Origin of the sequence: Winogradskyella schleiferi (genome assembly GCF_013394655.1) — a bacterium.
GTDB classification, from domain to species: Bacteria; Bacteroidota; Bacteroidia; order Flavobacteriales; family Flavobacteriaceae; genus Winogradskyella; species Winogradskyella schleiferi.
This window is the reverse complement of the sequence record NZ_CP053351.1, coordinates 959,783-983,509: the sequence shown is the minus strand read 5'-3', so window position 1 is coordinate 983,509 and position 23,727 is coordinate 959,783. Positions and strand designations below refer to the sequence as shown.

Genomic DNA, 23,727 nt, shown 5'->3' with positions numbered 1-23,727 from the left:
AACTTAATCATTTAATTGTAATACAGACCTAATGCTTTTTATTTGTTCTGATATTTCGTCTAGTTTATGGTTGTAGGATTTAATGAGTTGTTGCATGCCTTTACGCTTATAGTCGCTTATCATACTTTGCATTAGGGTTCGTTTTTCTTCTAAGGTCCTTACGGAAATCCACAGTGCTTCTTCCAATGCACCATCCTGACTTTTTAATAATGCTTCTTGTGTAAAGGCATGGCCAACATGGCATCGGTACCTTTTTTGAACGGGATCTCTCATTTCCCACAAAGGACCACCACAGCTTGCACAACTAATAGGCACCTGTTCGCCTAATTCTTCCTGTAAACCTATTTGACTTTTTATTCGCATGGCAATATCATTTTCCTTCACAATATTTTCCGGAATCCGTTTGGGTTTGGGCAATGTCTCATTGGTAATAGAAATGATAACATCAGCCATATCTTCAAGATTAACCACATAATCTATGGCTATACTTTCCTTAGCAAAGCTTGGCATACTGCTAAACTCAGCAGTATCGGGATTTTCAATAACCGTCAGTCCTCCACATTGTTGTATAGCACTAAGTCCGTTGGTACCATCATTTAAGCGACCTGTTAATAATATACCCACACAATTGATTTTATAAGCTACTGCAGCAGATCTGAAAAGGACATCTATGGCGGGTCTGAACATATTTTCTCGTGGCCCTTTGGATAGTTTCACTTTATTTTCGCGTACAAATAAATGATGGTCTGGTTTGGCAATTATGACCATATCTGGCTTAATCTCCATACCATCTTCGGCTGTGACCACTTTTAGCGCTACATTTTTCTCTAAGGATAATGCATAAGAGTTAGAAGCATCAAAAGCACTATGCAATACCACTAAGTAGGCGGCATTTAAACCCGTAGGAATGCTAGACAATATTACTTTAATGGCTCTAAAACCTCCAGCGGAACCGCCAATTGCAAAAAGTCTAAAATCATTTGTCATGCACTTTTTTATTTTTGAACACGTTGAATTGGTCTAAGCTAAAGACAATAAGCTCAAATCATTAACTGATTCCATTTTATTCCTTCCCCAATTGAAATTAAAATCTGAAAAGAAAATTATCCCTATTTAAAATGGACGTATGGTATTGCCAATCTATAGTAACTACTTTTTTGATGATCTTTTTAAGTGTTTCAAAATCAGATGGTTTATTGATATAAATATTTGCACCCTCCAAAAAAGTCGCTTCAATATCGCGCTCTGAAGATGAGGTGGAATAAATTGCCACTGTAATGCCTCTAAGTCCTGGATCTTTACGTATTTCCTTTAAGGTCTCCACACCACTTAAGTTTGGCATGTTGAGATCGAGAAACAATATATCGGGAAGCCTGGTTTCAGGCTGTCTGAAATAGTCTATAAGCTCCTGTCCGTTTTTGCACATATCAAACTGATGAGGGACTTTTAGTTCATTGACAGCGAGTTCAAACAATGCTCTGTCATCTTCGTCATCGTCTGCAAGTACGATATTTATTTTTTCCATTGCCATCCGCTAGGTGAAAATTAATTTTCTTTAGTTGCTGTTTTGATTTGTTTTTTAAGGTTGACAAAATAAGAAGGACTGAAACCAGTGGTTTTCTTAAATTGTCTGGAAAGATGCGATACACTACTGTAATTTAATTTATAAGCTATTTCCGTTAAACTTAGGCCATCTTCAATCAACAATTCCTTGACATAATCGATTTTTTTTAAAATCAAAAATTGCTCAATAGACATAAAGGTGGCTTCAGAAAACACTCTCGACAAATAATTGTAGGAATGTGGTAATTTATGTTCTATATAAGCCGACACTTTAAAATCATCGTTGTAATTATCCAATCTAATTATTTCCGCTAAGATAGTTTTCACGCGTTGCACCAAAATGCTCTGATGGTTGTCAATAACATGAATTCCCGACGTATTTAGTTCTTTATATAGTAGCTCTTTATCTTCAAGACTTAATCGTTCCAATATTTCAATTTCGCTACTGGAGTTCAGCTTATATTTAATGCCTAAGCGCACCAATTTTTCGGAAAGAAGGTTATTACAAATACTTAAAAAATCGAATTTTACTTGTATTTTCATTAGGCTACAATTATAAAATATCTACTACAATAGTATTAGGCAAAACTATTTAATAATGCGATAAAAGCACACCTTAAAAGTATTTTTTTAGTCTGAATCATTTCAAATATACTTTTTTTTCGCACGCATTGCAATTTAAAATGGGATATAAAAATAGGTTCTAAAACAGAATTATGCAACCCTTTAACCGAATTGTGTAAACGTTGAACTACAAAATTAACATAATTTTGAAAATTACAAGTGTGTTTAATTACGACCCATCACATTTACTTATACACAAAGTAACTTAGCTTATTAATCCATTTTAATAAATAATCATGTCAAAAATTGTAACTTTTAGTGTCGCCATATATTTACTCTCTTGGTGGACGTGCATCATTATGATTGAAGATTATGTGGTCATTAATTTGATATTCCTTTCGATAAGTATTTTGTTAGTTATGTTTTGCCTCATTTTTCGTGACCTAAAATTTAAAAAAGTGACTAAAAAATGAGGAAACTAGATTTATTACAAGGTCAAGGCGACAGCAAGGACAATAGATTTTTTGCCGATTTCGATATTTCCAATAAAAATATAATGTTGGCAGTCAATGACGTTGGAGTAAGTTTTGCCAATCTGACCTGTAACTATGATACCAGCAAATTGGTTAACTCAATTTTAAAGAAGAATGCAGTTCATTTTATATATCCCAATAGCGATGATGTCACCTTTCAAATTAATGGAAAGCGTAAAAAACGCATGATTTGCCCAGGTCAAAGGACCAGTATTTATATGAGCACAAAGCATGTGAATAGCAATTTTTATGTGCAATCCGGTAAGCAACAAGATATATCTATATTGAGTATGGACTTCCCCTTATTTGAGTCTTACAGGGAAGTTGATTTTAATAATTATCTCGAAAATTATTACAATTCCGATGCCAAGGAACAAATTGCCATGAGCGCACCATCGAAGGATAACAGAGTCAAAGAAACGATTGAAAAAGCAAAAAAATATTGTCAAGGTTCTAAACCCGATAGTTTATTGGTGAAAGCGGTGATTTCAGAGCTTCAATATATTTTTATACAACAATATTTGATATTGAACAATCATACGATTTTAGAGGATTCTGAGATAGAAAAAATAAGTACCATTCCTACATTGGTAAAAAACCAAATTGCAAAAAAAATTACTGTAGAAGATATTGCCAATGAATTAGACTTATCTATTCATAAACTGCAATTGGGTTGTGAAATTGTATTTAAATGTGGTGTGGTGTCTTTAATCAATGATATTAAACTAGAAAACATTGCGAATCTGTTGTTTACCACAACAGAGCCATTGCCTGATGTACTCTATAAAAATGGTTATTTGAATCGGAGTTATTTCTATAAGATTTTTGAAGAAAAATTTCAATGCACCCCTTTTCAATATTAAAGAAAGTTGTACTGTAGAACACAGGGATTTAAAATGTGAATCGAATTACACTGGCTTTTTGAAGTTATGATCTATGGTTAATTATACAATTTTTTATTAAAATTATGTAAGCTTATTTAACAAGGAACAAAGTATTTTATGAACAAAAATTACACTATGAATAAAAGTCAAAATCAACCTACAAATTGGACACCATTAAATGCCAGAATTGGCAAAACGGGAATGTCTTTTAGAATTTCTAAAAAGAAAAAAGGCGTATTAAATCATTCGGCAAAATCCAATACCAGCAGCTAATTATAGTTAATCTGCGACTGAGATAACTTGAAAGGGTTGATGCAATAAATTATGATGACTTTTAGATTATAGCATTTAGTAAATTAGAATTGCATTCAGTGTTTATGGTGAATGTGTTTTAAATATTCTAGTAAAAATTGGTATATATAAAAATACGTTTACCAAACTTGAAACTGAAGAAAAAGTCAAATCTGAAACTTATTATTAATCGATTGATTAATAGTTTATTTGATTAGATAGAAATCCTTTGAAATTATTTTCAAAGGGTTTTTTTATTATATTATTCTGAGAATGAAAAAAACAAATTATTAAAATAGTTTCAATTTATGAATTACAATAATTTTCGAAATCTATCTTAAAATGCTATTGAAAAGTGAATCACTAATTCTCATTCAAATAGAACATTTATTTTTTAAATGGTTTTTCAGTTTTAAAATCGAAAGCCAGCCGTAAAAATAATACGGTTATCTTCTGCACTTCGGTAGTAACCAATATTTGCCGTTAAGGCTTGAAATCCGTTTATAAAAATTGAGCCACCATAACTATTGTGCCACTTCTCGGAGTCTTCATTCTCATTCCATACACGACCAACATCAAATCCACCTGTAACACCAAATCGAAGCGGTACAAATCCTGTGCGCTTCTCTAGAAAACACACCCTAAGATCTGTGGTCTGAAAAAACGATGTTTTACCTAAAAAACGTTCGTTTCTATACCCTCGTAAACTTCTATTTCCACCAACTGTGGCAGCATGATAAAATTCGTAAGTATCACCAAGAATAAAATTCGCCTGGGCTTTAGTTGCCAAAGTAGCCAAACCGCTTTCGTGAATCGGGTATATAAATGACGCAGTTGGAGTTATATAAGACAGTTTATTGTTAAAATCAGAATCGACATTTTGTTTGTAGCCTGCCACGACACCTAACTCCATTCCTCTGCGAGGCAAACTTAACAGATTTTTTTTGTTATTGAATTTAATCCCAACTTCTGCACCTGCATAAATTTGATCTTCAAAAACATCATTATCAAAATTAAAAAAACCTTGAGTAAATCCGTTATCTGTATCATCCACTTTATTCGACTCTACACGAGCCGCAATATGTGCACTAACATTGCCGCTTGTTTTATAAATTAAAGACGGCTGAAAGTGCCATTGCTCAATCTTTACACGATTAAAATCCATATCTACAGCATCTTCATCATACCTAGTTTCATTGCCGACACCAAAGAAATTAGTTGCATAATTTTCACTTGTAATTCGAGCATCCAGAGCTAAATTCCAATTATAAAAAACATGGGCAAATTCTCCATTATAGGAAAATTCAAAACCTTGTGTGGCAGAATAATAAGACGCATTGACTGTGTGCTGCGTCGTAAATGGATTTCGAAGTAAACTATAGGTGGTTAAGGTATTTGTTAATCCTGCGCTAAAGCCTGCGTCTGGATCAAAACCAACAGTTGGCAACAGTACATTATTTGAATATTTACGTTTCTGGGGATCATAATTATTAATATCGTAAGAATCTGTCAGCACTTTATTTACTGAAGAATTAAATGTATTTTTTTTCGATTTGTAATCGTATACTTTAACTAAACGGTTGTTTTCAACGTTGTATATATCGTTTTCTTCTCCACCAAAAATTTTGATTTTTATATAGTCATTTCCGTCTCCAGTTACACTAATTTCATCATCACCATCTAAGGCATAAATCCATATTTCGTTCGTAATGTCTTTCGAATACGTATTATCAAGAATCACATAGTCTTTTTGTTTTATGGTAACTTGTGTCTTTCCATTTGGCATTCTTACAATATCAATGACATTGTCTTTATTAGTCGCTACAATAATTTCGTGTTTTTTAAAATAGTCATAGTAATCTTGGGCAATAGAAACTATATTTTCACGTCTTTTCTTTAAAGTTGATCTGATATGCTCAGTACTTTCATCTTTAGTATCCTCCAAAAGATTTGAAAACGCTCTATCGATTAACTCATCTGTTAAATTATTTTGAATTTGCTCTGCCTGCTTCTGCCATTCGCTCCAACTCGCCTTATTAATAAAACTTTTGTCTAAATAGTACGCCGCATTATTAAATGTTTTTATATTTTGAATTTCAGGGGCATACGTCTGCATATTTCTGGCCAATGGCGCTACCATTTTGAGAATCGCTGGAAAAACACCATCATATTTGGGAAACGCCTGATCCCGATCCCTAGGAATTGGTTTGTATTGAAGTGTTCCGTCCGCCTTCTCGTGTAATGCCCACCGCCATTGGTCGGCATGTCTATCCCAATCTCCTATAAGAAAATCAAATAAACGCGCTCGGATATAGCTAGACTCATCAATCTGTGCATCCTTATCATTTTGAAGTTTGAGCAACATGTCTTTAGTACTGATGATATCATCTGCATTTCCGAAGGTATCAAAACTCTTGTTCTCATCGCCAACGTGTTCTTCAAACATATAAAGTTTATCGCCATAATTTTCATTGAACCGACCCAACCGTTTTTGTTTTGGTAAGTAAACAATTTTTGGATTAGCATGAGGAATATCTATGGCATCCAAAAGTTCAGCAATAACAAATTGCGCATAAGGCTGTGCTGTTGTATAGTAGTCTTGAACAACTGATTCAACAACCGTATTATCTGCATATTCTATAACATAATGATCCTTAATCATGGATTGGATGAAACGCAGTCCACTTTTACGTAATTCCCTTACAGTATATTCATTTTCGTTATCATCAATTAAACGTAAACTTCTGGATTGGTTTCCGCCACCTTCAGTTATCGCCCTAACATTGTCTGGTAAACTATCCAAAAATAATACTGGAGCTTCTATTTTACGACCATAAATATCTCTATAGTGATCACCCCAAAACCACTCGTAAAATCCTGATTTATTTGTCTCCTCTTCTGTGTAAATGGCGTCTTTGTAGGTTTTGCCAAATTCATTATTTGTGTGGTAATCAAAATCCTCTAAAGTTCCCTTTTTTAATTTTATGTTAGAAGTAAACACTTTGGTTGATTGCTCGCCTTCGACCGTATAAATTTCAACTTCCGAACTACCGTCCTTAAAAACATTGAGTTTCACAAAACCAGGTTGGTCAGTACCATAATGACCATCTTCGGTATCAGGTTTGGATTTGGAAGTTTTCCCTACGGCACCACTTATAATCTGTGGTATGCCATCATCCATTAAATATTGCAAATTTCTATCGCTACCCGAAACAAAAATGACATCGTTAAACTGGCTCGCCAAAGTTTCCAATCGTCCTATTAAATATTGCATCTCATTATTGTAGCGCGCTTGCTTGGACAAACCTCCCATGCGCCCAATTAGTCCTTGCCTTGTCGCTGTAAGGACAGGATGGTGCAATGCCACAACAATGGTTTTATTTTGTTCGTCTTTAAGCTCGTCCTTAAATTCCACAAAAAATTGTTCCCGAGTTTTTATTTCGCATTTGTTATTAATGTAAGGATGTTTATCCCAATCTTCAAAATACCATTGCGTATCTACCATCACTAATTCCACCTCATCGCTTAAGGTTTCCCTTTCTAAAGGACAGCCATCATTTGGCCAAAATTCAGCTTTGCTGTTATCTTGTAAAAAAGACTCCAAATCATCTAAATTTTTATGACCACCTTTATTCCATTCATTTTTTCCAGGAATAAATATAACTTCGCCATTAAAATCTGAAAGTGGTTTCAAAAATTGAGACCTAAGAAATACTTCTTCGATTTGTCTATCCTCCTTATCTTTAGGGTAACCCTCAGGTCTTGTACTATTCCCTAAAGCGATAAATACAGCATTATCATCATCTTTAGAGGCGGTTATAATAGCTTCAAGAATTCCTTTTGAATGTTTCGCGTGATCTAAGCCCATATTGGCCGTTAGATAAATGCTTTTGGAAATCGCTTTTACAGTTTCCTTTTTAGCCTCTTGAGCATTAACCTTTGAAGAAAAGTTTGTACTCAATAGCGTCAAAAATACAAGTAGAAAACCTGATTTTAATTTAGAAAATAATCTATTTATCATATAGTATCGTTAATTGGTGCAAATTCTATAATTAATCCATATAACAGGTGCTGATATAAGAATAATTTTGAAGCATAAGATAATGAACGTTTTTATTAAAAATCTATCAAAACTCATTTCAGCAAATTTTTATAGTGATTGAATTAAGAAGTGATCCTATTATTACGGAACTTTTAGACTAATTTAAAATTAATATTATGGGAGAGCCAAGGATAAAAAACGAAGACCAATATGAAGCTTTACGCAACAAAGGCTATAGTAAAGAGAAAGCCGCTCGCATTGCAAACACACCAAATGCGGGCGAAAAAGGAGGAAAGTCAGACCCTTATGAGGAATGGAATAAAGACGAACTATACGATCAGGCCAAAAATGTTGGCATAGAAGGACGCTCAAAAATGAAAAAAAGTGAGCTGATTAGTGCTTTAAGAAATAATTAAAGCTGAAAGTCGTCACGGCATGAAAGTATTTTGATGAAATTTCGACTATTTTTATAAAAAAACAAAATTACCTATGTTAACTTGGAAAGATATTATCAACTTTTCCGTAAAAGGAAATCCAACTCCAGATAAGCGGGTTGAAAAACCGGAAGCCGAATGGAGGGCTCAACTTACACCTGAACAATTCAGAATCACCAGAAAAAAAGGCACAGAACGAGCGCATAGTGGCGCACTTTGTAGTATTTATGACGAAGGACAATACAATTGTGTTTGTTGTAATACGCCTTTATTTGATTCTACCATAAAATTCAGTTCCGGTACAGGCTGGCCAAGCTTCACACAGCCCATAAAAGAAAATGCCATTAAGTACGAAAAAGATTCCACTTTCGGAATGGTACGCGTAGAAGTGATGTGCAATACTTGCGATGCGCATTTGGGACATGTGTTTCCCGATGGTCCAGAACCAAGTGGATTGCGTTATTGCATCAATTCAGAATCCATGGTCTTAGATAAGGAGATTGCCGAATGACCACTAAAAATTTACAAACTGCCATGGTTGGTGGAGGCTGCTTTTGGTGTACAGAAGCCGTTTTTCAGGAAGTGAAAGGTGTCGAAAAAGTAGTTTCGGGCTATACTGGTGGAAAAGCGCCAGGACGGCCAACGTATAGGGAAGTATGTTCTGGATTAAGCGGATTCGCCGAAGTCGTGCGGATTACTTTTGATGCCAACGTGATTTCGTACGAAGATATTCTGATCATTTTTATGACCACTCACGATCCGACTAGTCTTAACAAGCAAGGCGCAGATCGTGGCACACAATATCGGTCGGTCATCTATTATTATAACGAAAACCAAAAGGACATTGCCGAAACTGTATTTAAAGAATTGGCTCAGTATTACGAAGATCCCATAGTCACTGAATTATCTGCAGCACAAATATTTTACGACGCTGAAAAAGAACATCAAGATTTTTATGAAAACAATCCTGATTACGGCTATTGTAGTTTTGTGATTGATCCGAAATTGGCTAAGCTTAGAAAATTACATGCTGATAAATTGAAATAATTTTTAGATTAAATGCAGTGATTTTAATAAATGGCTTACAAAACTAAAATAGCTCTAGGAGGTGGCTGCCATTGGTGCACAGAAGCTGTTTTTCAAGCGTTGATTGGTGTAGAAAAGGTTGAACAAGGTTACGTCGCTTCAACTGACGAAAATAATACATTTTCTGAAGCGGTTATTGTTCATTTTAATTCTGAAGTGATAACGCTTCAAACCTTGATTGAAATTCATTTGCATACGCACAAAAGCACCTCCCAACATGCCATGCGAAAAAAATACCGTTCGGCGATTTATTACTTTTCGGAAATTCAAAAGATAGAAGCTGAAGGTATTTTGAATACACTTCAAACTAAATTTGAAAATAAACTGGTCACAAAAGTGTATCCATTTTCAGAATTTAAACCGTCTCGTGAAGCCATTCGAAATTACTATCAAAAAAATCCAGAGAAACCTTTTTGCGAACGGTTTATAAATCCTAAATTGAAAATGCTTTTAAACCATTTTTCAGACCAAATTGATTCTGATTTTATTCCTGAGAAATTAAAGCTGATTGAAGTACCAATTAAAAATGAGTAACACAAAAATAGGATTAGGTCTTGCCGCCTTGGGACGACCGGATTATATAAATATTAGGTCAAAAACGGATATCGATAAATCCGTTGAAGCCTTTAAGTCCAATGCTTTTAAGGTCTTGGACGAAAGTTACCAACTCGGTATTAGAGATTTTGATGTGGCGCCTTCTTATGGTTTGGGCGAGCAGTTTTTGATGGATTGGAACACTTCTAGAGCTCACAAGGATATTAATCTCTCCACAAAATTCGGCTATACTTATGTTGCCAATTGGGAAATTGGATTTTCTGGTAAGCATGAAATAAAGGAGCATTCTATTGAAAAGTTGAATGAACAATGGGAAGTTTCAAAAGGTTTATTACCAAATCTAAAAATTTATCAAATTCACTCTGCAACTTTAGAAAGTGGTGTTTTAAGCAATACTGCTGTTTTAATGAGATTGCATGAATTAAAACATAAGCACCACATAAAAATCGGAATGTCATCTAGTGGAACTGAACAAGAAAGCATCATTAAAAAAGCGCAAAACGTTGTATTTGATGGTGAGGAATTGTTTGATAGTTACCAAGTGACTTTTAACATTTTTGAATCTTCTACTTTTAAAATTTTAAAAGCATTAATAGCTAAAGGCAAAACGATTATTATAAAAGAAGCTTTAGCAAATGGCAGAGTATTTCGAAATGAAAAATTTCAGAACTATCAAAAAGCTTATCAGTATCTCGAATCACTTTCAGCCAAATACCATGTAGGAATTGATGCGATTGCCATGCGCTTTATTATGCAATATTTAGAGCCAACACTTGTGCTAAGTGGTGCGTCAGATTTGCAGCAACTAAATCAGAATTTGAAAGCTATGGAATTTGAATTGAACGAAAATGAAATATTGAAACTCAAGTCACTCTCGGTGTCTCCCAAACATTATTGGCAGGAACGTAGTGATTTAAAATGGAATTAAATATGATACGACTTTACATCATTGGCTTGGCCATTCTAATTATCGCTATTCTAGCAAATGGTATTATCGGAAAATTGGGTTTAAAATCTTGGTATGGATTTATAGAATTACTTTCCAAGGATGGAAGTTCTGCGTTCTCAAAATTAAATATCCTTGACTATTTATGGCTCTTTATTGCCTATCCCCTCACTTTAGGCTTTGGCTATTGGCTTGGCGAGAAGGTCTCGAATTTAATGTTAAATTAATTATCCTCTAAAGTCATTCATAGTCATACTTAAAATTGGCTACAAATTGTAAAATTCGTCAAAATCGCTGTTGAACCTTATTTCAATTTTTTACTCAACATGCACAAAACCCCAACTTCCTCTCGTGAAAGATTTTCGTTTTCTTTTAAGAGATGTGAAATTTCCTTTTGGAAATAATTAATGGTTTTTCCATCAATGTATTCATCTATGACACGTGGATCAATGTAAGAACTTCGCGCAACAGATGGTGTATTGCCCAACCTTTCGCTTACCTTGATGACGGCTTCACGAATATTCTTATCCAGTTCTTTTTGGTCTTGCTTTTTGGAATAACCAATTTCATCCAAAGCGATGGCTGCAATCACGGTTCCTGCCCAAGTCCTAAAATCCTTAGCTGAAAACTCCTCGCCCATCACCTCTCTAATATAGTCATTGAGGTGGTCACTTTTTACGTCTTGCTTGTTACCGTCTTCATCTATAAATTTAAAAATCTCATAACCTGGCAACTCATCAATTTCCTGTACAATTTTTGCTAATTTCTTATCAACAATATGGCGCTCTTGCGCTTTACCAGACTTTCCTGTATAATTGAAAACAAGCTCTTCGCCTTCAATCTGAAGATGTTTACTTCTCATGGTGGTGAGTCCAAACGTTTCGTTTTCCTTAGCATAATAATCACTACCAGGTCGGAAATATGCCGATTCCAAAAGCCGCACCATACACGCAAGCACCTTTTCCTTCACTAATGTGCGTTTTCGAAGATGTTGACCAGTTACACGTCGCATATGTTCTAATTGATCTGCAAACTTGAGAATACGGTCAAATTTTTCTTGATTTTGTTTTTCCCTATATTTTGGATTGTAGATATATTGCTTTCTTTCCTTATCGTCGCGACCAGTAACTAAAATCTTGGCATTTTTCTTTGCATCAATTTCCACTTCTGTCCAAGCAGGTGGTATAACTAAGGATTTAAACCATTCCTTTAATTTGGCATCTTTGACCGTATTATTAGAGTTATCGATATAACGAAAACCTCTGCCATGTTTTTTTCTGTAGTACATGATTTGAATCCAATTAATAAAGCATAAAATAAATACTTTAACTGGAAACTCATTAGCTTAAAAGCCACAAAATGTACCCATATCAATTTTGAACTGTAAGTTACACTGCTCCTCTGTAATAATCCATGGCTTTTACGCGTAACAAATATTTATACTTAGCATTGGCTAGATTTACCCGAGTATTATCTAAATTATTTTTACTAGGAATATAATTTAAGAAATTAGAAACACCGCTTTTAAATCTGATGTCATTAATTTGATAAGATTCTTCATACGCTTCAACTTGTTTTTCTAAACTTTGATAACGTTTATAAGCCACATCCTTGTCAAAAATTAAAGTTCAAGCCTCACAAAACCCGAATAGAGACGTTGTTATTAAAGTTTACGACTATAGTCCTGAAACTCCATAAGACATAGTTGGAAACATTTTCGTGGCTTTTCTTTAACAACAAAGAGACTGGAAGCGGTATTGGCCTAAGCTTTTACAAGCAAATTATGCTACTTCATAAAGGCAGAATTATTGTAAAAAGTATTGAAGGCGAAGGCTCTGTTTTTAGTTGGGTGTCTTAAATTATTCAGTCCTCAAAATTCCCAATCCCTTCTTCCAACCAGGCATTATATTTTTCCGCATCTGGCGTGTAAGCCACAGGTTCGATTAGATTTTCTTCGTTATGATCCATCAAAACATAATAAGGCTGTGTATTCGTTTTATACTTTATAGTTTGCATTTCGCTCCATTTCTGGCCTTTATTTCTGAGTTTTTTCCCTGGTCTTAACTTAGAATCCGGAGCTTCGCCTTCAGGAAAATCAATTTGCTCATCCACGTATAAAGAGATAAGCACTACATCGTTTTTTAATTTGGACAAAACATCTGGTTTTACCCAAACATTCTGTTCCATCTTACGGCAATTGACGCAAGCCCAACCCGTAAAATCCAGCATTACCGGTTTACCAACTTCTTTGGCATATGCCAGTCCTTTATCATAATCATTAAATGCTAAAATATCATGCGGTGCCAATAAATGAGCTCCTTCTGGTAAATCGGCATGACTTACTGCACTGCCACCTCCTTTAGAATTTCCGACGCCATAAGGAGACTCTGAGTAATCTAATGGCGGCGGAAAGGCACTAATCAAATTTAATGGTGCGCCCCAAAGTCCTGGAATCATATAAACGGTAAACGACAAGGTTAACAATCCTAATAATAATCGTCCTACCGAAATGTGTTTTAAAGGCGAATCGTGAGGTAACTGAATTTTACCTAAAAGATATAATGATAAAGCTCCAAAAATAGCTATCCAAATGGCTAAGAATACTTCACGTTCTAAAATATGTAATTGTAGTACTAAATCGGCTTGGGACAAGAATTTAAACGCCAATGCCAATTCCAAGAACCCTAAAACAACCTTAACCGTATTCAACCAACCACCTGACTTTGGCAATGAATTTAACCAACCTGGAAATGCCGCAAATAAAGCAAATGGCAAAGCAATAGCTGATGAAAAGCCTAACATTCCTATTACTGGCGCAACACCTCCTTTTGAAGCGGCTTCAACCAGAATAGTCCCAACTATAGGTCCTGTACAAGAAAAAGAGACAATAGCTAAAGCCAATGCCATAAAAAAGATTCCGACTAGACCTCCTCTGTCGGCTTGTCTATCGGCTTTGTTTGCCCAAGAATTTGGCAGTACAATTTCAAAAGCACCTAAGAATGAAATAGCAAAAACCACCAATAATAAAAAGAAAATAAGATTAAACCAGACATTTGTGGCTAAGGCATTCAATGCATCTGCCCCAAAAATAGCTGTGATTATTGTTCCTAATAACACATAGATTACGATAATTGATAATCCATAAATAATTGCATTACGGATGCCTTTGGCTTTAGATTGACTTTGTTTGATAAAGAAACTTACTGTCATTGGTATCATTGGAAAAACACAAGGCGTCAATAAAGCTACAAACCCTGAAAAGAAGGCGATAATAAAAATAGACCATAAGCCTCTGCTTGACCCTTCATTTTCATAATCAGAATTATCATCAATAGCATTTTGAGCCGCTACAATTTCGGTTAAATCATATTCTAAATCTACATAAGTAGGTGCTAAACAGCGTTCATCATCACAAGCTATAAAGCTAACTTCGGATGAAACTGAAGTGGTGCTTTTATCTAAAATTTTAATTTTTTGTCTAAATTCAGCAGTATTCTTAAAGAACTTAATCTTCATTTCGAAGACTTTATCCATGACTTCTTTGCCCTTTTCTTCAGTGGTTTCTCCAACCAACTCAACACCATCTTCAACGGTATATTCAAATCCTGTTGGTATTGGACCACCTTCAGGCACTTTTTGGGAATACAACTTCCATCCTTCATCTATGGATGCTTTTGAGACCAAAACGTATTCAGAATCACTGATTTTTTCAACTGAGGTATTCCATTTTACAGGTTCAAATATTTTGGATTCCGAATTACTAAAACTCACAGCTTTATCTTCTGAATCAGCTTCAACTACTTTCGACGGTTTCAAATTAAATTTGAGATCAACATAAGTTGGCGGTAAACATTTTTCGTCATCACAGACCATAAGTTCCACTTCCCCTTCAACAATAGATAAATCCTTATTTAAAATCTTAATGCGTTGTCTAAACTCGGCCTTGTTCTCAAAAAACTTAATTTTCATTTCAAAAACCGGATCGTCAACGACATGTCCTTCTTCTTCAGATGTTTTGCCAATCAGCTCAAAATCTGGATTGGTTTTATATGAAAAGCCTGTAGCAATTGGACCTCCTTCCGGTACAATTTGCGAATACAAATGCCAACCCGAATCGATTGTTGCTGTAGAAATTAAATCGTATTCAGTATCAGAAACCTTTTCAACTTTAGTTTCCCATTTTACTGGATCATAAACTTGGGCAAACAAATTGAATGAAAAAGAAAACGCCAAAAGGCAAAGCAGAAGTACTTTTTTAAAATTCATAAACTACAAGTTAATTTGCAAATGTAACAGAAGTGTTTCTGTTTTTAATTTACAGTGGTCTAATTTATAAAAACCTTAAGAATTTAGGAAATGAATTGAGGCAATAAAAGGTAATAAACCTCTGGGGAAGTCTTGGCCGCTGAAAATTGACCCAAAGGTCGAGATTATAAAACGGAGATCCCGCTGTAAAAGCGGGATTAGTTCAACTAACGGTTTTGAATGCATTGCTTCGCAACTTTTCAATACAGAGTTTCACTAATAAAAAAAACCGAACACAAGGTTCGGTTTAAGATTAAATGTTTAGATAAATTATGATTTAACTTTAATATCTAGTTTGTCGGAATGTTTCCATTTGGAAATGCCACCTTCGAGGTCGTATATTTTTTCGAATCCAGCGTCTTTCATCTTTTTAGCACACTTGGCACTTCGTCCACCAGATTTACAATATAAAATTACAGGTTTCTTTTTATCGAGCTTAGAAATGTCCTCCTCAAAAGTTGGAGACATAAAATCTATGTTCTGAGCATTGGCAATATGAATTTCTTCATGTTCCTTTGGCGTGCGCACATCAACCAACTGCACGTCTTCCAGTTCTAAAATAGATTGCATTTCTTCTGCCGTCACCAGTTTTACCTCTGAGTTGTCTAGCTTACTATCGATACAACTGATGTTAAAGCCAAAGGCCACAAAGAGACAACAGATTAACACTACTTTTTTCATTCCTATCCTAACCTTCCCTTTGGGAAGGACTTTTTATTAAATTATACCATAGTCAGATAATAGACACAAATTCCATCACTTTTTTAACAACTATTATTCTTGATAGGCCACCTCGCCTTGCCATTGCATAAAACCACCTTTTAAATTATAGGCGTTATCAAAACCTAATTGATTCATAATTCCACATGCCTGACCACTTCTCCCTCCTGATCTGCAATACACATAATAGTTTTTGGTCTTGTCCAATTCCTCTAATTCGTCAACAAAAGCCTGACCTTTATAAATATCTAAATGAATTGCATTAGGGATAATACCTTCATCAACTTCTTCCTGTGTTCTAACATCCAAAACAACTGCATTAGTATCTTTTTCTAGTTGTTTTGCCCAATCGTCTTGTGATAAATCTGCCATTATATGTATTTAAATTTTATGCAAAATTAACATTTCCTTGTGATATAGACGAAAAAAAATCCGAAGTGTTACACAACGGATTCATTTTTTAACAGTTTATCCTGAACATGATTCAGGAACTAAGGATTATTTTACTTTATCATTGGTTACTTAAACCTTTATAGAACAACCAATTGCTCTCGTCTCTTTCACTTTAACCTCTTCTCCATTTAAAAGGGCATCGACAGCATCTTCAACATACGTCTCCTTTACGGCATCTTCATCCTTATAATTATCGTCTATGGCACCAATATATTTTACCACATTACCTTTATCGGTTTTTTGCAACACATACATATGAGGCGTTTTCGTTGCGCCATATTGTGGATAAACCTCCTGATTTTTGTCCATTAAGTATGGAAACGTGAAACCTTTTTCTTCAGCTCTTGTTTTCATGGCTTCCATATTGTCGCCAGGTTTAACCTCGGTGTTATTTGGCATAATAGCTATAACAGGAAAGCCCTTGGCGGCATATTTTTTATTTAAAGCTTCTATTCTGTCTTCGTAAGCAACAGCATAAGGACAAGTATTACAGGTAAAAGTAATGATGAATCCTTTTGCATCCTCGTAATCCGATAAGGACACCATGTTACCATCAATATTCTCAAGTTTAAAGTCTGTGGCTGTCTCACCAACTTTGTAACCTTGGGCATTTACAGCCGAAGCAGAGCATGTTAATATTAAAGTAATTGCCAATAATTTTAGTGTTTTCATGTTTTCTATTTTTTTTAAAATTGTTTTTTTAATGCTGAATATCTACCTATCGTCAGACAGGAATTTCAGCAATTCGGTTTCTAATTCTTCTTGTGTAAATGATTTTTCGTAAAACTGTCGTTTATCTCCTTTATATATAATAGTTGCTGGCAATGCTCCAGACCACTCTTCGTTAATTGCGGGAATCCATCTGTTTTGGTCCGTATCATCTAAAGCTACCACTTTAGATGTTATTGACTTCTTTTCTAAAAATGGCGTTAGTTTAGTTTCGTAATCCTTTGGGAAATCTAAGCTAACCAATAACACTTCTACCTCTTCATCTTCATATTTTGCATTAACTGCTTCAAAATATGGTAGCTCTTTTACACAAGGCGCACACCAAGTTGCCCAAAAGTTAACAACATGTACCTTATTGTTGTCCTTATTAATTAAAGGTTCTAAACCATCATAGTCATATACCTCAAATGCTCTATTAGTTTCTGGTTGCTCCATATTAGGGTCAACTTTATCTACCAATGATTTTTGGTTTGACTTCTCTATATCGTTGGATGACGTCTCATTTTTGCAAGACATTAATAACAGTACAACTATAAGTGATAAATACCTCATGCTATAAATTTATTAATCAAAATGTTTAACTTTTAATTTTTAACAAAATATTAGTGATTATTTCAAATAAAAAATATACATTTGTATATACAATTGTTGTATATGAAAGAGTTAAAAAAAAGATTACAAACAAATAAAGAATTACCGTTGCATAAAGCTACAGTAATCAATCTGTTTTTTTCTCATAATTACATTAAAGATGATTTATTACTAGAATTAAAACCTTACGATTTATCCTTAGAACAATTTAATGTACTCAGAATTTTAAGAGGTCAAAATGGTAACCCAATTAATTTACAAGATATACAAGAACGTATGGTAAGTAAAATGAGTAATACCACTAGACTGGTCGACAAACTAATAAAAAAAGGATTTGTTAAACGCAATATATGTAAAGCCAATAGAAGAAAAGTAGAAATTTTAATTACAGATTTAGGGTTAAAAACCTTAAAAATAGTTGATCCAATTATAAATACCACTGAAGAAAACTTAACAAAAAACTTAACTCACGAAGAGTTAATGCAATTAAATAACCTTTTATTAAAACTTAAAAAACAATAATTATGAAAAACAGAAATTCAAAAATTGGAATGCTAATTATATTAGCGCTATCATTTATGTCTTATACAGCAATTTCAGACAAAATAGTAGACATTGAAAAAAGCTCGGTAACATGGAAAGGTTATAAAGTTACAGGTCAGCACGAAGGAACAATTAATCTTGCTAGCGGCAAACTCACTTTTGATGGAGAAACACTTACGGGAGGAACATTTGTTATGGATATGACATCTATCAATACTACGGATTTAGAAGGTGAATATAAAGGTAAACTAGATGGTCATTTAAAATCTGCAGACTTTTTTGGTATAGAAAAATTTCCGGTAGCAACATTAGAATTTATAAACGTGTCTGGTAAAGATGGTAATTACAAAGTAAAAGCTAACCTAACTATAAAAGAAACTACTAAACCAGTAGAATTTTCAATGACCGTAAATAAAAATTCAGCTAAAGCATCTTTAGAAATAGACAGAACAGAATATGATATTAAATATGGTTCTTCAAGCTTTTTTGATGGATTAAAAGATAAAGCTATATATGATAATTTCGACTTAAATGTCAACTTATCATTCTAATTATTAGCACCTTGATTAATAGCGGTAAGTTCCTGTGGAGATGATAAATTTATCAATACAGGAATTTTTTCTGCATTTTAGTTTGAAATAAAACATTTGATATCTATCTTTGACATTCAATGAACATAAATACAAATCATACTTGGTGGTGGAATTTCTCAAACTTACGTTAGTGAAATCATCCTTGTTATGTAATTATATAAAAAAAGGCTTGTCATTCACGACAAGCCTTTTTTAATTCTGAATTTATTTCAGAATCAAAAACATGAAACACAGCTCTAATAAGAAGAGATGCAAAAAACAAAAGATACTGAAACAAGTTCAGCATAAACATGAAAACATTTAGTTTATACACACATTACAAAAAAATCCTAGCAGATACCATAACTCCTGTGAGCATTTATCTTAAAATCCGAGATAAATTCCCGAATAGTATTCTTTTGGAGAGTAGTGACTATCATGCTAACGATAACAGTTTTTCTTATATCTGCTGTAATCCCATTGCTTCTATTAAGGTTGAAGGTGATACGATTTACCAAACCTATCCAGATGGAAGTTCTAAATCCAATTTTGTTGACACGGTTGGTGTAGTTGAAGAAATTCACAAATTCACACAACGGTTTAAAGTCGATTCCAATGAAGAATTCAAATTTATCAATAATGGTATTTTTGGATATACCGCATATGATGCCGTAAAGTATTTTGAAGATATCGAAATCTCGAAAAAAGAAAATTCCGTCGCCATTCCTGAAGTTTATTATGCCGTTTATCAAAATATAATCGCCATAAATCACTTTAAAAACGAAGCTTATATTTTTGCGCATTGTTTTGATACCGAAAATAATATTGACGATATTCTTCAATTAATCCAAACCAGGCAATATGCATCTTACGATTTTAAAACCAAAGGCGACATTGCATCCAATCTTTCTGATAACGAGTATAAAAGTAACGTAGAATTGGCAAAAAAACATTGTGGAAGAGGCGATGTGTTTCAATTGGTATTGTCTAAAAGATTTTCGCAACAATTTAGTGGAGATGAGTTTAATGTCTACAGGGCTTTGAGAAGCATCAACCCTTCTCCATACCTGTTTTATTTCGATTATGGGAATTTTAAAATATTCGGAAGTTCGCCAGAAGCACAATTAGTGGTTAGCAATGGAAAAGCAGAAATTCACCCAATTGCAGGAACTTTTAAGCGAAGTGGAAATGACCTTAAAGACGCAGAACTCGCAGAACTATTAATTAAAGACAAAAAGGAAAATAGTGAACACGTAATGCTGGTAGATTTGGCACGAAACGATTTAAGCAGACACGGAAGCCAAGTTACGGTTGAGAATTATAGGGAAGTACAGTTTTTTTCGCACGTGATTCATTTGGTAAGTAAAGTGACAGGCACTATTCATAAAAACACGGATACGATGCAGGTTGTTGCTGATACATTTCCGGCAGGAACGTTGAGTGGCGCACCAAAGCATAAAGCTATGCAACTCATAGAAAAATATGAAAAAACAAGTAGAGGATATTATGGTGGCGCCATTGGTTTTATGGATTTTAACGGTAATTTTAATCATGCGATTATGATTAGAACATTTTTGAGTCAGAATCATAAATTATTCTGGCAAGCAGGCGCTGGATTAGTTGCAAAATCAAATCCGGAAAGTGAATTGCAAGAAGTTTATAATAAGCTTGGGGCATTAACAAAGGCGATTGAACAGGCTGAGGACATTTGAAAAATAGTTTGCAGTCGCAGTATTCAGTTCAAAGTTTTAAAAAGAAAAAATGAATATGAATTGGGATCTAACAAAAAATGGCACAGATTAATGTCCTTAATTTCGACGAAGTCGAAAACAACGATTTTCAGAAATAATGAGCGAAAAAGCGGAACTGCGAAGCGAAGCTTCAAGCATCCAGCTTTGAAAGCGAATGGTGCTTTAGCAATTTCCTTATAAATCGTTTTGATTTTTTGGTTCGTTTTGTATCAAGACAAAATGAACAGAAATAAAAAAGAAGTTTAATTAAAAGAAGTTTCTCGCTTTCACAGGAACTAAAGATGAAAAAAATATTAGTCATAGACAATTACGACAGTTTCACCTACAATCTAGTCCATTATTTGGAAGATTTAGATTGTGAAGTAACCGTAAAAAGAAACGATAAATTAACACTCGAAGACGTTGATGCGTTTGATAAAATTGTGTTATCACCAGGACCAGGAATTCCAGATGAGGCAGGATTATTAAAACAAATTATCGCTACCTATGCTTCCTCTAAGAGTATTTTAGGTGTTTGTTTAGGACAGCAAGCTATTGGTGAAGTCTTTGGCGGTACCTTAGAAAATTTAGATAATGTTTATCATGGTGTTGCAACGAATGTGACACTTTCAGTTGATGATGAAACCTTATTCAAAGGACTTGATAAAACATTTGAAGTTGGTAGATACCACTCTTGGGTGGTCAACATCAATTTACCTGAAAGCTTAGAAGCTACATCATTTGATGAAAACGGACAGATAATGTCGCTTAGACATAAAGTTTATGATGTTAAGGGCGTGCAATATCATCCTGAATCTGTTCTAACACCGAATGGAAAACGGATTTTGGAGAATTGGGTGAAGGGTTGATAGAGTAGTTTTCAGTCGCAGTCGCAGTATTCAGGTTCAGAGTAAGCAAAAATAAAATTTGAATTAATAATAAATACAACAGTTCCCTTTCTTTAGGAAAGGGTTAGGGATAGGAATGAAACAACTACTTAACAGACTAATCAACCAAGAAAGCATCTCAAGCGAAGAAGCAAAAAATGTCTTGGTTAATATTTCAGCAGGAAAATATAACCAAAGTCAAATTGCATCATTTTTAACCGTCTATATGATGCGAAGTATAACTTTAGACGAACTTCGAGGATTTAGGGATGCACTTTTAGAACTTTGTGTTCCTGTAGATTTAGAAGATTACAATACCATCGATTTATGCGGAACAGGAGGCGATGGAAAAGATACGTTTAACATATCTACCTTATCGTCCTTTGTAACCGCAGGCGCAGGAATCCATGTGACAAAACACGGAAACTATGGCGTATCATCGGCATGTGGATCATCAAACGTCATGGAAAGCTTGGGTATAAAATTCACAAATGATATTGATTTTTTAAAACGGAGTATCGATGAAGCAGGGATTTGTGTATTACATGCACCATTATTTCATCCAGCAATGAAAAATGTGGCACCCATTAGAAAAGAGCTTGGTGTAAAAACATTTTTCAATATGTTGGGTCCAATGGTAAACCCTGCATTTCCAAAAAATCAAATGGTAGGTGTATTTAATCTCGAACTATTAAGGCTTTACGGCTATTTGTACCAAGAATCCGATAAGAATTATGCCATAGTTCACGCTTTGGATGGTTATGATGAAATATCCTTAACAGGAAAAACAAAGGTAATTTCCAACACCTCCGAAACCCTCTTTGAACCACATGAATTGGGAGTTGATAGTGTAGAACAATCAGCAATATTTGGAGGAAGCACCGTAAAGCAAGCCGCTAAGCTTTTTACAAAAATCATAAATGGAAATGGTTCTAAAGCCCAAAACAATGTTGTATGTGCCAATGCAGGATTAGCCATAGCTACTGCAAAACAGATGTCCCATAAAGAAGGTTTTGATTTGGCGAAGGAATCCTTGTTAGGTGGAAAAGCGAAAGTGAGTTTGGATACGTTGGTGGCGTTGAGTGGAAAAGAGTAGGCAGTCCTCAGTAAGCAGTAAGCAGTAAGCAGTAAGCAGTAAGCAGTAAGCAGTAAGCAGTAAGCAAAAAAATAATTTTGAATTTAAAACGAAATATAGTAAACATGAATGTCCTAAATTTCGACAACGTGGGAATAGACAATTTTCAGAAATATAAAGTGAAGAAGCGGAACTACGGACTGCGAACTGTGGACTGTGGACTGTGGACTGTGGACTGCGGACTGAAAACTAAAAAACATGAATATATTAGATAAAATAGTTAAAGACAAGCACAAGGAAGTTAAACTCAAAAAAGAATTAATTCCTATTGAAGCTTACGAGCAATTGCCTTATTTTGGAATGAAAACGACTTCACTTTCAAACAAATTAAGAGCCAGCAACTCTGGTATTATTGCTGAATTTAAGCGTAAATCGCCTTCAAAATCCATTATCAACGATACTTCATTGGTTGAAGATGTTGCTATTGGTTATGAAAACGCCGGAGTCTGTGGCATGTCAATTTTAACCGATGAAATTTATTTTGGCGGCACTATGGACGATTTAATCAATGCCAGAGAAAGCTGTAGCTTACCCTTATTACGAAAAGAATTCATTATTGATGAATATCAGATTATTGAAGCCAAAGCCATTGGTGCAGATGCTATTTTACTCATTGCTGCAATTTTAACAAAAGCTGAAATCAAACAATTTTCAGAACTAGCAAAACGTTTAAATCTTGATGTTTTACTTGAAGTACATAACGAAGACGAATTACATAAATCCATTATGCCATCTTTGGATATGTTAGGCGTAAACAATAGAAATCTTAAAACTTTTGAGGTTAGCTTAGAAATATCAAAAGAATTAAGCACATTAATTCCCGACGATTTTGTAAAAGTCTCCGAAAGTGGCATAAGTTCAGTCGAAGCCATAAAGGAGTTGCAGCCTTTTGGTTATCAAGGATTTTTAATTGGTGAAAATTTCATGAAGACTGATAATCCTGGAGAAAGTGCGAAACAATTTATAAAGAGCTTAATATAAAAAAGCCTCCACTAGCTCCTCCAGAGGAGAAGAATTCTAACTCGGATGAAAAAAGGAAAGAACACATAGAATCGATAAGTGACCTGCGAGGTTTTTGAAACCTTGTAGATCTTAAATGGAAAAATAAAATTGAGCTAAATTGATTCTTGTTTTCGCAGGAATTATAAAAGAAAGAAGCGTGGT

The 23,727-nt window shown here is 34.4% G+C and carries 26 protein-coding genes; 15 read left to right on the top strand and 11 right to left on the bottom strand.

From position 1 onward, the window contains the following. Positions 1-3 precede the first annotated feature (3 nt). The 3 genes from HM990_RS04365 to HM990_RS04355 form a co-directional block, all read right to left on the bottom strand. Complete coding sequence (locus HM990_RS04365) at positions 4-987, bottom strand: chemotaxis protein CheB (RefSeq protein ID WP_178987772.1); 984 nt, start codon at positions 985-987, stop codon at positions 4-6. 97 nt (positions 988-1,084) lie between these two features. Then, on the bottom strand, positions 1,085-1,531 hold the full coding sequence (locus tag HM990_RS04360) for a response regulator (protein WP_178987771.1): 447 nt from the start codon (positions 1,529-1,531) through the stop codon (positions 1,085-1,087). A 14-nt stretch (positions 1,532-1,545) separates the two neighbouring features. Next, positions 1,546-2,106: an AraC family transcriptional regulator gene (locus HM990_RS04355; RefSeq protein WP_178987770.1), complete on the bottom strand. Its 561-nt coding sequence runs from the start codon at positions 2,104-2,106 to the stop codon at positions 1,546-1,548. A 490-nt stretch (positions 2,107-2,596) separates the two neighbouring features. Between HM990_RS04355 and HM990_RS04350 the strand changes: the two genes are divergently transcribed. Together HM990_RS04350 and HM990_RS04345 are read left to right on the top strand one after the other, a co-directional pair. Further along, positions 2,597-3,523 carry a helix-turn-helix domain-containing protein gene (locus HM990_RS04350; RefSeq protein WP_178987769.1) on the top strand — a complete coding sequence of 309 codons (927 nt, stop codon included), beginning with the start codon at positions 2,597-2,599 and terminating at the stop codon, positions 3,521-3,523. Positions 3,524-3,679: 156 nt separating this feature from the next. Then, complete coding sequence (locus HM990_RS04345) at positions 3,680-3,817, top strand: hypothetical protein (RefSeq protein WP_178987768.1); 138 nt, start codon at positions 3,680-3,682, stop codon at positions 3,815-3,817. A 430-nt stretch (positions 3,818-4,247) separates the two neighbouring features. Here HM990_RS04345 and HM990_RS04340 read toward each other — a convergent pair whose 3' ends face one another. After that, a complete protein-coding gene (locus HM990_RS04340) occupies positions 4,248-7,856 on the bottom strand; it encodes a metallophosphatase (RefSeq protein ID WP_178987767.1) in 3,609 nt (1,202 codons plus the stop codon). 197 nt (positions 7,857-8,053) lie between these two features. Here HM990_RS04340 and HM990_RS04335 point away from each other — a divergent pair, with 197 nt between their 5' ends. From HM990_RS04335 to HM990_RS04310, 6 genes are all read left to right on the top strand, one after another. Beyond that, positions 8,054-8,293 carry a DUF7218 family protein gene (locus HM990_RS04335; protein WP_178987766.1) on the top strand — a complete coding sequence of 80 codons (240 nt, stop codon included), beginning with the start codon at positions 8,054-8,056 and terminating at the stop codon, positions 8,291-8,293. A gap of 73 nt (positions 8,294-8,366) precedes the next feature. After that, positions 8,367-8,822 carry a peptide-methionine (R)-S-oxide reductase MsrB gene (gene msrB / locus HM990_RS04330; protein ID WP_178987765.1) on the top strand — a complete coding sequence of 152 codons (456 nt, stop codon included), beginning with the start codon at positions 8,367-8,369 and terminating at the stop codon, positions 8,820-8,822. Further along, positions 8,819-9,358, top strand: a complete 540-nt coding sequence (gene msrA / locus HM990_RS04325) for a peptide-methionine (S)-S-oxide reductase MsrA (protein ID WP_178987764.1) — start codon at positions 8,819-8,821, stop codon at positions 9,356-9,358. Before msrB ends, msrA begins: the two co-directional genes overlap by 4 nt. Before the next feature lie 30 nt (positions 9,359-9,388). Beyond that, a complete protein-coding gene (locus tag HM990_RS04320) occupies positions 9,389-9,931 on the top strand; it encodes a peptide-methionine (S)-S-oxide reductase (RefSeq protein WP_178987763.1) in 543 nt (180 codons plus the stop codon). Then, positions 9,924-10,880, top strand: coding sequence for an aldo/keto reductase (locus HM990_RS04315; RefSeq protein ID WP_178987762.1), 957 nt, complete (start codon positions 9,924-9,926; stop codon positions 10,878-10,880). The genes HM990_RS04320 and HM990_RS04315 overlap by 8 nt, the downstream gene beginning before the upstream one ends. Before the next feature lie 2 nt (positions 10,881-10,882). Further along, positions 10,883-11,125: a DUF7672 family protein gene (locus tag HM990_RS04310; protein WP_178987761.1), complete on the top strand. Its 243-nt coding sequence runs from the start codon at positions 10,883-10,885 to the stop codon at positions 11,123-11,125. 77 nt (positions 11,126-11,202) lie between these two features. On the opposite strand, the gene HM990_RS04305 is transcribed toward HM990_RS04310, so the two are convergent. After that, on the bottom strand, positions 11,203-12,186 hold the full coding sequence (locus HM990_RS04305) for a DNA topoisomerase IB (protein ID WP_178987760.1): 984 nt from the start codon (positions 12,184-12,186) through the stop codon (positions 11,203-11,205). A 100-nt stretch (positions 12,187-12,286) separates the two neighbouring features. Continuing rightward, positions 12,287-12,505: a TolC family protein gene (locus tag HM990_RS04300; RefSeq protein WP_229719361.1), complete on the bottom strand. Its 219-nt coding sequence runs from the start codon at positions 12,503-12,505 to the stop codon at positions 12,287-12,289. Positions 12,506-12,603: 98 nt separating this feature from the next. Between HM990_RS04300 and HM990_RS19790 the strand changes: the two genes are divergently transcribed. Further along, entirely contained in the window at positions 12,604-12,756 is a 153-nt protein-coding gene (locus tag HM990_RS19790; RefSeq protein WP_229719360.1) for a hypothetical protein, read from the top strand. A gap of 5 nt (positions 12,757-12,761) precedes the next feature. On the opposite strand, the gene HM990_RS04290 is transcribed toward HM990_RS19790, so the two are convergent. From HM990_RS04290 to HM990_RS04270, 5 genes are all read right to left on the bottom strand, one after another. Further along, entirely contained in the window at positions 12,762-15,164 is a 2,403-nt protein-coding gene (locus tag HM990_RS04290; protein WP_178987759.1) for a protein-disulfide reductase DsbD family protein, read from the bottom strand. A 309-nt stretch (positions 15,165-15,473) separates the two neighbouring features. Beyond that, on the bottom strand, positions 15,474-15,884 hold the full coding sequence (locus HM990_RS04285) for a rhodanese-like domain-containing protein (RefSeq protein ID WP_178987758.1): 411 nt from the start codon (positions 15,882-15,884) through the stop codon (positions 15,474-15,476). Between the two features lie 93 nt (positions 15,885-15,977). Then, entirely contained in the window at positions 15,978-16,295 is a 318-nt protein-coding gene (locus tag HM990_RS04280; protein ID WP_178987757.1) for a rhodanese-like domain-containing protein, read from the bottom strand. A gap of 150 nt (positions 16,296-16,445) precedes the next feature. Further along, positions 16,446-17,048 (bottom strand): thioredoxin family protein, encoded by a 603-nt coding sequence (locus HM990_RS04275; RefSeq protein ID WP_178987756.1) that lies wholly within the window; start codon positions 17,046-17,048, stop codon positions 16,446-16,448. Positions 17,049-17,090: 42 nt separating this feature from the next. Further along, entirely contained in the window at positions 17,091-17,657 is a 567-nt protein-coding gene (locus HM990_RS04270; protein ID WP_178987755.1) for a TlpA family protein disulfide reductase, read from the bottom strand. Positions 17,658-17,759: 102 nt separating this feature from the next. Here HM990_RS04270 and HM990_RS04265 point away from each other — a divergent pair, with 102 nt between their 5' ends. From HM990_RS04265 to trpC, 6 genes are all read left to right on the top strand, one after another. After that, complete coding sequence (locus tag HM990_RS04265) at positions 17,760-18,218, top strand: MarR family winged helix-turn-helix transcriptional regulator (RefSeq protein WP_178987754.1); 459 nt, start codon at positions 17,760-17,762, stop codon at positions 18,216-18,218. A 2-nt stretch (positions 18,219-18,220) separates the two neighbouring features. Then, the gene (locus tag HM990_RS04260; RefSeq protein ID WP_178987753.1) at positions 18,221-18,790 is read left to right on the top strand and encodes a YceI family protein; all 570 of its coding nucleotides are present in this window, start codon (positions 18,221-18,223) and stop codon (positions 18,788-18,790) included. A 332-nt stretch (positions 18,791-19,122) separates the two neighbouring features. After that, complete coding sequence (locus tag HM990_RS04255) at positions 19,123-20,523, top strand: anthranilate synthase component I family protein (protein ID WP_178987752.1); 1,401 nt, start codon at positions 19,123-19,125, stop codon at positions 20,521-20,523. 320 nt (positions 20,524-20,843) lie between these two features. Then, entirely contained in the window at positions 20,844-21,410 is a 567-nt protein-coding gene (locus tag HM990_RS04250) for an anthranilate synthase component II (protein WP_178987751.1), read from the top strand. A gap of 115 nt (positions 21,411-21,525) precedes the next feature. Further along, complete coding sequence (trpD, locus tag HM990_RS04245) at positions 21,526-22,524, top strand: anthranilate phosphoribosyltransferase (protein WP_178987750.1); 999 nt, start codon at positions 21,526-21,528, stop codon at positions 22,522-22,524. A 237-nt stretch (positions 22,525-22,761) separates the two neighbouring features. Continuing rightward, entirely contained in the window at positions 22,762-23,544 is a 783-nt protein-coding gene (trpC, locus tag HM990_RS04240) for an indole-3-glycerol phosphate synthase TrpC (protein ID WP_178987749.1), read from the top strand. The last annotated feature ends 183 nt before the right edge of the window (positions 23,545-23,727 follow it).

Bases quoted from the DNA above. Each gene is read 5' to 3' on its own strand.
- HM990_RS04365 (WP_178987772.1), bottom strand. From the start codon at position 987: ATGACAAATGATTTTAGACTTTTTGCAATTGGCGGTTCCGCTGGAGGT.
- HM990_RS04360 (WP_178987771.1), bottom strand. From the start codon at position 1,531: ATGGCAATGGAAAAAATAAATATCGTACTTGCAGACGATGACGAAGAT.
- HM990_RS04355 (WP_178987770.1), bottom strand. From the start codon at position 2,106: ATGAAAATACAAGTAAAATTCGATTTTTTAAGTATTTGTAATAACCTT.
- HM990_RS04350 (WP_178987769.1), top strand. From the start codon at position 2,597: ATGAGGAAACTAGATTTATTACAAGGTCAAGGCGACAGCAAGGACAAT.
- HM990_RS04345 (WP_178987768.1), top strand. From the start codon at position 3,680: ATGAATAAAAGTCAAAATCAACCTACAAATTGGACACCATTAAATGCC.
- HM990_RS04340 (WP_178987767.1), bottom strand. From the start codon at position 7,856: ATGATAAATAGATTATTTTCTAAATTAAAATCAGGTTTTCTACTTGTA.
- HM990_RS04335 (WP_178987766.1), top strand. From the start codon at position 8,054: ATGGGAGAGCCAAGGATAAAAAACGAAGACCAATATGAAGCTTTACGC.
- msrB (WP_178987765.1), top strand. From the start codon at position 8,367: ATGTTAACTTGGAAAGATATTATCAACTTTTCCGTAAAAGGAAATCCA.
- msrA (WP_178987764.1), top strand. From the start codon at position 8,819: ATGACCACTAAAAATTTACAAACTGCCATGGTTGGTGGAGGCTGCTTT.
- HM990_RS04320 (WP_178987763.1), top strand. From the start codon at position 9,389: ATGGCTTACAAAACTAAAATAGCTCTAGGAGGTGGCTGCCATTGGTGC.
- HM990_RS04315 (WP_178987762.1), top strand. From the start codon at position 9,924: ATGAGTAACACAAAAATAGGATTAGGTCTTGCCGCCTTGGGACGACCG.
- HM990_RS04310 (WP_178987761.1), top strand. From the start codon at position 10,883: ATGATACGACTTTACATCATTGGCTTGGCCATTCTAATTATCGCTATT.
- HM990_RS04305 (WP_178987760.1), bottom strand. From the start codon at position 12,186: ATGTACTACAGAAAAAAACATGGCAGAGGTTTTCGTTATATCGATAAC.
- HM990_RS04290 (WP_178987759.1), bottom strand. From the start codon at position 15,164: ATGAATTTTAAAAAAGTACTTCTGCTTTGCCTTTTGGCGTTTTCTTTT.
- HM990_RS04285 (WP_178987758.1), bottom strand. From the start codon at position 15,884: ATGAAAAAAGTAGTGTTAATCTGTTGTCTCTTTGTGGCCTTTGGCTTT.
- HM990_RS04280 (WP_178987757.1), bottom strand. From the start codon at position 16,295: ATGGCAGATTTATCACAAGACGATTGGGCAAAACAACTAGAAAAAGAT.
- HM990_RS04275 (WP_178987756.1), bottom strand. From the start codon at position 17,048: ATGAAAACACTAAAATTATTGGCAATTACTTTAATATTAACATGCTCT.
- HM990_RS04270 (WP_178987755.1), bottom strand. From the start codon at position 17,657: ATGAGGTATTTATCACTTATAGTTGTACTGTTATTAATGTCTTGCAAA.
- HM990_RS04265 (WP_178987754.1), top strand. From the start codon at position 17,760: ATGAAAGAGTTAAAAAAAAGATTACAAACAAATAAAGAATTACCGTTG.
- HM990_RS04260 (WP_178987753.1), top strand. From the start codon at position 18,221: ATGAAAAACAGAAATTCAAAAATTGGAATGCTAATTATATTAGCGCTA.
- HM990_RS04255 (WP_178987752.1), top strand. From the start codon at position 19,123: ATGAAAACATTTAGTTTATACACACATTACAAAAAAATCCTAGCAGAT.
- HM990_RS04250 (WP_178987751.1), top strand. From the start codon at position 20,844: ATGAAAAAAATATTAGTCATAGACAATTACGACAGTTTCACCTACAAT.
- trpD (WP_178987750.1), top strand. From the start codon at position 21,526: ATGAAACAACTACTTAACAGACTAATCAACCAAGAAAGCATCTCAAGC.
- trpC (WP_178987749.1), top strand. From the start codon at position 22,762: ATGAATATATTAGATAAAATAGTTAAAGACAAGCACAAGGAAGTTAAA.